The organism is Streptomyces sp. NPDC060205, assembly GCF_042728395.1.
In the GTDB taxonomy this organism is placed as follows: domain Bacteria; phylum Actinomycetota; class Actinomycetes; order Streptomycetales; family Streptomycetaceae; genus Streptomyces.
Window position 1 is genome coordinate 40380 of the sequence record NZ_JBHWZP010000037.1, and the last position, 6000, is coordinate 46379.

General features: G+C 74.3%; 6 protein-coding genes. 4 read left to right on the forward strand and 2 right to left on the reverse strand.

Going from position 1 to position 6000, the window contains the following annotated elements; translation table 11 throughout:
* Positions 1 to 30: 30 nt before the first annotated feature.
* Both ACFWGJ_RS09550 and ACFWGJ_RS09555 read left to right on the forward strand, forming a co-directional pair.
* Positions 31 to 882: a response regulator transcription factor gene (locus ACFWGJ_RS09550; protein ID WP_387322171.1), complete on the forward strand. Its 852-nt coding sequence runs from the start codon at positions 31 to 33 to the stop codon at positions 880 to 882.
* The gene (locus tag ACFWGJ_RS09555) at positions 875 to 2005 is read left to right on the forward strand and encodes a sensor histidine kinase (protein WP_387322173.1); all 1131 of its coding nucleotides are present in this window, start codon (positions 875 to 877) and stop codon (positions 2003 to 2005) included. The genes ACFWGJ_RS09550 and ACFWGJ_RS09555 overlap by 8 nt, the downstream gene beginning before the upstream one ends.
* 47 nt (positions 2006 to 2052) lie before the next feature.
* Here ACFWGJ_RS09555 and ACFWGJ_RS09560 read toward each other — a convergent pair whose 3' ends face one another.
* Together ACFWGJ_RS09560 and ACFWGJ_RS09565 are read right to left on the reverse strand one after the other, a co-directional pair.
* Positions 2053 to 3063, reverse strand: coding sequence for an NAD-dependent epimerase/dehydratase family protein (locus ACFWGJ_RS09560; protein ID WP_387322175.1), 1011 nt, complete (start codon positions 3061 to 3063; stop codon positions 2053 to 2055).
* Positions 3064 to 3117: 54 nt separating this feature from the next.
* A complete protein-coding gene (locus ACFWGJ_RS09565; RefSeq protein WP_387322177.1) occupies positions 3118 to 4122 on the reverse strand; it encodes a helix-turn-helix transcriptional regulator in 1005 nt (334 codons plus the stop codon).
* 118 nt (positions 4123 to 4240) lie between these two features.
* Here ACFWGJ_RS09565 and ACFWGJ_RS09570 point away from each other — a divergent pair, with 118 nt between their 5' ends.
* Positions 4241 to 4828, forward strand: coding sequence for a DinB family protein (locus tag ACFWGJ_RS09570; protein WP_387322185.1), 588 nt, complete (start codon positions 4241 to 4243; stop codon positions 4826 to 4828).
* Between the two features lie 3 nt (positions 4829 to 4831).
* A complete protein-coding gene (locus ACFWGJ_RS09575; protein ID WP_387322179.1) occupies positions 4832 to 5971 on the forward strand; it encodes a winged helix DNA-binding domain-containing protein in 1140 nt (379 codons plus the stop codon).
* The last annotated feature ends 29 nt before the right edge of the window (positions 5972 to 6000 follow it).

Here is a 6000-nt window from a genome sequence, read left to right on the forward strand (position 1 = left end):
CGGCGGACCGTGCGGTGCGAGGCTTGGCGCATGCACCAGCCGCACGAACCGACACCGGCTCCTCGCGCAGCCCCGCAGGGCGCCCGGATCCTGGTGGTCGACGACGACCCCACCGTGGCCGAGGTCGTCTCCGGCTACCTCGACCGCGCCGGATACGGCGTCGACCGGGCCGGCGACGGCCCCGACGCGCTCGCCCGCGCCGCCGCGCACTGGCCCGACCTCGTGGTCCTGGACCTGATGCTGCCCGGCATGGACGGCTTGGAGGTGTGTCGGCGGCTGCGCGGTCTCGGGCCGGTGCCTGTCATCATGCTCACCGCCCGCGGCGACGAGGACGACCGGATCCTGGGCCTCGAAGTGGGCGCGGACGACTACGTGACCAAGCCGTTCAGCCCGCGCGAACTGGTGCTGCGGGTGGAGTCGGTGCTGCGCCGTACCCGGCCCGCCGTCGCCGCACGGCCCCTGAGCGCGGCCGGGCTGACCGTCGACCCCGCCGCGCGCCGCGCCTCCAAACAGGGCACGGAACTCGCCCTCACCCTGCGGGAGTTCGACCTGCTGGCCTTCCTCCTGCGCCATCCGGGCCGCGCGTTCGCCCGGGAGGACCTGATGCGCGAGGTGTGGGGGTGGGACTTCGGGGACCTGTCGACCGTGACCGTCCACGTCCGGCGGCTGCGCGGCAAGGTCGAGGACGACCCCGCGCGGCCCCGGCTGATCCAGACGGTGTGGGGCGTCGGCTACCGCTTCGACCCCACCGGAGACGCATCCCACCCCACCGGCGAAGCCGCCCACCCCACCGGGAACACCCCCGAGCCCACCGCTGGTGACGCCCCGGCCCCAGCCCCCGCCTCCGACACCGTAGGCCAGGAAGAACCCGACCATGCTTAGCACGCTGCTCATCGCCCTGTACGCCTTCGCGGGCGCCGCCGCCGCGGGGCTGGCCGGAGCGGGTGCGCTGCGCCTGATCCGGCGCCGTTCGCTCACGCTGTCCCTCGCCGTGGTGGCGGCCGTGGCCGTGACCGCGATGCTCGCCGGAACACTGGCCGTCGCGCAGGCGATGTTCCTGTCCGCACACGATCTGAGCGTCGTCACCACGGTCGTCGCGATGGCGGCCGTCGTCTCCATGGTCACCGCGCTGCTGCTCGGCCGCTGGGTCGTCGCCCGCAGCCGCGAACTCGCCGTCGCCGCCCGGTCCTTCGGCGACGGCGGCGACTTCACCGCCCCCGACGCGCCGGCGACCGCCGAACTCGCCGAGGTCAGCCGTGAGCTGGCGGCCACCAGCGCCAGACTCGCCGAGTCCCGGATGCGCGAGCGCGCCCTGGAGTCCTCCCGCCGCGAGCTCGTCGCCTGGATCTCGCACGACCTGCGCACCCCGCTCGCCGGGCTGCGCGCGATGTCGGAGGCGCTGGAGGACGGCGTGGCCACCGACCCCCAGCGCTATCTGCGCCAGATCCGCACCGAGGTCGACCACCTCAACGACATGGTCGGCGACCTCTTCGAACTCTCCCGCATCCACGCCGGAACACTCGCGCTGTCCCTGTCCCGCATCTCGCTGTACGACCTGGTCAGCGACGCCCTCGCCGGAGCGGACCCGCTCGCCCGCCGGCACGGGGTACGGCTCGTCGGTGACCTCGTCGAACCGCTGCCGGTCGAGGTCGACGGCAAGGAGATGAGCCGGGTCCTCGGCAACCTCCTGGTCAACGCGATCCGGCGCACCCCGGCCGACGGCACGGTCGCGGTCGCCGCCGCCCGCTCGGCCGACGGTGTCGTCCTGTCCGTCAGCGACGGCTGCGGCGGCATCCCCGAGCAGGACCTCCCGCGCGTCTTCGACACGGGCTGGCGAGGCTCCCACGCCCGCACACCCCCGGCCGGAGCCGGCCTCGGACTCGCCATCGTCCAGGGCATCGTCGAGGCCCACCGGGGCCGGGCCACCGTACGCAACATCTCCGGCGGCTGCCGCTTCGAGGTGACCCTGCCGGCGGCGACCGGACCGGCGGCGACCGGAACCTGAGCCCGAGCAGCACCTCACCAGCGCAGTGGGCCACGTGCGCGACCGGCTCACTCACCCCGCAGGCGCGCCACCGCGAACTCCCGCATCCCCTCCGCGAATCCGACCTCGGGCTTCCACCCCAGCTCGGCCCGCAGCCGGGACGAGTCCGCGGTGATGTGCCGGACGTCCCCCAGCCGGAACTCGCCGGTCACCACGGGCTCCGGCCCGCCGTGGGCGTCGGCCAGCGCCCGCGCCATCTCGCCGACCGTGTGCGGCTCCCCGCTCCCCACGTTGTACGCCGTGAGCGCGCCGCCCGCCGTATCCGCCTCCAGCGCCGCCACATTGGCCGCCGCCACGTCCCGTACATGCACGAAGTCCCGCCGCTGACCGCCGTCCTCGAAGACACGGGGAGCCTCACCGCGGGCGAGCGCGGAACGGAAGAAGGACGCGACCCCGGCGTACGGGGTGTCGCGCGGCATCCCGGGCCCGTAGACGTTGTGGTACCTCAGTGAGACCGCCGTACCGTCCGTCGACCGCGCCCATGCGGCGGCCAGGTGTTCCTGCGCGAGCTTGGTCGTCGCGTACACGTTGCGGGGATCGGCCGGGGCGTCCTCGCCGACGAGACCGGGCACCAGGTCCGCGCCGCAGGACGGGCACCGCGGCTCGAACCTGCCCGCCGTAAGATCGGCGGCCGATCGCGGCCCGGGGCGCACCCCGCCGTGCCGCGCACAGGAGTACCGGCCCTCCCCGTACACGACCATCGACCCGGCCAGGACGAGCCGCCGCACCCCGGCGTCGGCCATCGCCGCCAGGAGCACGGCGGTACCCAGGTCGTTGTGGGAGACGTACTCGGCCGCGTCCGCGACCCCCTTGCCCAGGCCGACCATCGCCGCCTGGTGACAGACCGCGTCGACCCCGCAGAGGGCCGCCGACACCGCGCCGCGCTCGCGGACGTCACCCCCGCCCGCGCCGCGTACGGCCCGTACGTCGAACACCACGGGCTCGTGCCCGCCCGCCCGCAGCGCCTCGACGACATGGGACCCGATGAACCCGGCACCGCCGGTGACCAGTACACGCATGCGCCGAACCCTAGGTCCGCCCCCGCGCCCCGGGGCAGGGTTACGCGCCGCACGTCACCGGTCCGTAAGAGGTCGCTCCCGGTCGGCCGCGGCGTCGGCGTAGCGGCGGGCCAACCGGGCGAACGCGTCCCTGAGTTCTTCCGGGCCCACGACCTCGACGTCGGCGTCGAAGCGGCCGATGGTGGCGGCCAGACCGACCCAGGACCACGAGCCGAGGGTGACCCTGCAACGCTCCGGTCCGAGCGCCTCGACGACTCCGTCGTGCACGTACTGGGCGATGGCGGAAGCGGGCTTGGCGAGGATCACCTCGCCCCGGCAGGGCCAGTCGCCGGAGCCGTCGGCGCCCCGGAACTTGGCGGCCACGAAGGCGGCCACGTCACCGCCGGGCAGCTCGCGCGGGACGAAGCGGGGTCCGGTGGGGACGCGCGGGGTGATCCGGTCGGCGCGGAAGGTCCGCCAGTCCTCGCGTTCCAGGTCCCAGGCGACGAGATACCAGCGTCCGCCCCGGGTGACCAGGTGGTGGGGCTCGACCCTGCGTGGGGGCGCCGGGGACGCCGGAGCCGTCACGGCCGCCGGGGTGTAGTCGAAGCGCAGTACCTCACAGGCGTGGACGGTGGCACCGAGCGTCAGGAGCACTCCGCTGTCGAGCTGCGGCGCCCGCCGGGACGCGGGCCGTTCGACGGCGGTGACCTGAAGGGTGTCGATCCGGCGGCGCAGCCGCGCGGGCATGACCTGCCGCACCGTGGCCAGAGCGCGTACGGAGGCCTCCCCGATCCCGGCACCGGAGACGGTCGCGATCTGGAGGGCGACGGCGAGGGCCACGGCCTGCTCGTCGTCGAACAGCAGCGGCGGCAGCTCCGTACCGGCGTCGAGGCGGTATCCGCCGTCCGGCCCCTTGAAGGCGACGATGGGGTAGCCGAGTTCGCGCAGGCGGTCGACATCGCGGCGCACGGTGCGCGGACTGATGTCCAGCCGCTCGGCCAGCAGCCCTCCGGGCCAGTCCCGGCGCGCCTGGAGCAGCGAGAGGAGGGACAGCAGTCGCGCTGATGTTTTCGGCATGGCTCCATGGTGCACGCAGTAGCGGACACTCCCTGACCGCTTCTCCTGACATTGTCTTCTTGTGCCCGACCAAGACAGCCGGAGCGCGCACCCCGATGAGAAGAAGGACGCGATCACCATGACCGACGTGACCGCCACGACCACCCCCCGGCCCGCCCTCGACCCCGAGCGCAGCGACCTGCTCGCCGAACTCGCGACCGTCCGGGCCGCTCTGACCGCCACGGCCCGCGGTCTCACCGACGAACAGGCCGGCCAGAGCCCGACGGTCAGCACGCTGTCCCTGGCCGGGCTGATCAAGCATGTCGCGGCCACCGAGGAGAGCTGGCTGCGCTTCGTCGTCGAGGGCCCGTCCGCGATGTCCTTCGACCTGCCGGAGGGTGTCACCTGGGCCGACTTCGCTGCTGGTACCGCACGCGAGTACCCGCAGTGGGCGATCGACCGCCAGAACGACTTCCGGATGCTGCCCGGCGAGACGCTGGCCGGGATCCTCGAACGGTACGAGCAGATCGCGGCCCGGACCGAGGAGATCGTGGTCGGCCTGCCCGACCTGTCCGTGACGCACCCGCTGCCCGACGCGCCCTGGAACGAGCCGGGGTCGGCGCACAGCGCCCGCCGGGTGCTGATCCACGTCATCGCGGAGACCGCACAGCACGCCGGTCACGCGGACATCCTGCGCGAGTCGCTCGACGGCCAGAAGTCGACCTGAGCGGTGGGCACCTCGACCGTTCTCGGCACCCGGGCGCTCAACCGCGCGACGCTGGCCCGGCAGCTGCTGCTCGACCGTGCCGACCTGCCGGTCCTCGACGCCGTCGCCCACCTCGGCGGTCTGCAGGCCCAGGAGCCGCAGGAACCGTTCGTCGGGCTCTGGTCCAGGCTGTCCGCGTTCGACCCGTCGGCGCTCTCGGACCTGCTGACCGGGCGGGAGGTCGTGCGCACCCACCTCATGCGCAGGACCGTCCACCTCGTCACCGCCGGCGACGCCCTGGCCTGGCGGGGCCGCCACACGGCCATGCTGCGCCAGCGGGTGCTCGGGACCTACCGTCGCGAACTGGCCGGGGTGGACCTCGACGAGCTCGCGGCGGCCGGCCGGGCCGTCATGGCCGACGGCGAACCCCGCACGATGACCGAGCTGGCGCGGGCCGTCGCGGAGCGCTGGCCGGACCCGGGGCCGAGGGCGCTGGGCGAGATGCTGATCGCCGCCCTCGTCCCGATGGCGCAGCTCCCGCCGCGCGGTCTCTGGCGGACGAGAGCGGGCGTACGCAATGTGACGCTCTCCTCCTGGCTGGGCCGCGAGGTCGACACCGCGAACGGGGACAGTTCCGATCCGGCCGCGAACGGGGACGGCTCCGATCCGGTGGGCCGGGCGCTGGTCCGGCGCTATCTGGCCGCGTTCGGGCCCGCCGCCTCGGCCGACCTGCGCGCCTGGTGCGGTGTGGCGGGGCTGCCCGCCGCGGTCGCGGCCGTACGCGGAGAGCTGGTCGCCTTCCGTGACGAGCGGGGCCGGGAACTGCTGGACCTGCCCGACGCGCCTCGCCCCGACCCGGACACCCCGGCCCCCGTGCGGTTCCTGCCGGCGTTCGACAACGCGATCCTCGGCTACCAGGACCGCGGCCGGATCATCGACGACGCCCACCGCGGTCTGTCGGTCGCCGGCGAGCGGGTCGTGCTGGTCGACGGCCGGGTCGCCGCGACCTGGACCGTCGGCAAGGACGACGCCGTGACGGTCACCCCGTTGCACGGCTTCTCCCGGACGGACCGCACCGCCGTGGCCGCCGAGGGGGAGGCACTGGCCGCGTTCCTGTCCGACGGCGACAGCCACGGCATCCGCATCGCGGAGGCCGCCCGCTGATCGATCCGGCCGCTCAGCAGACCGAGGGG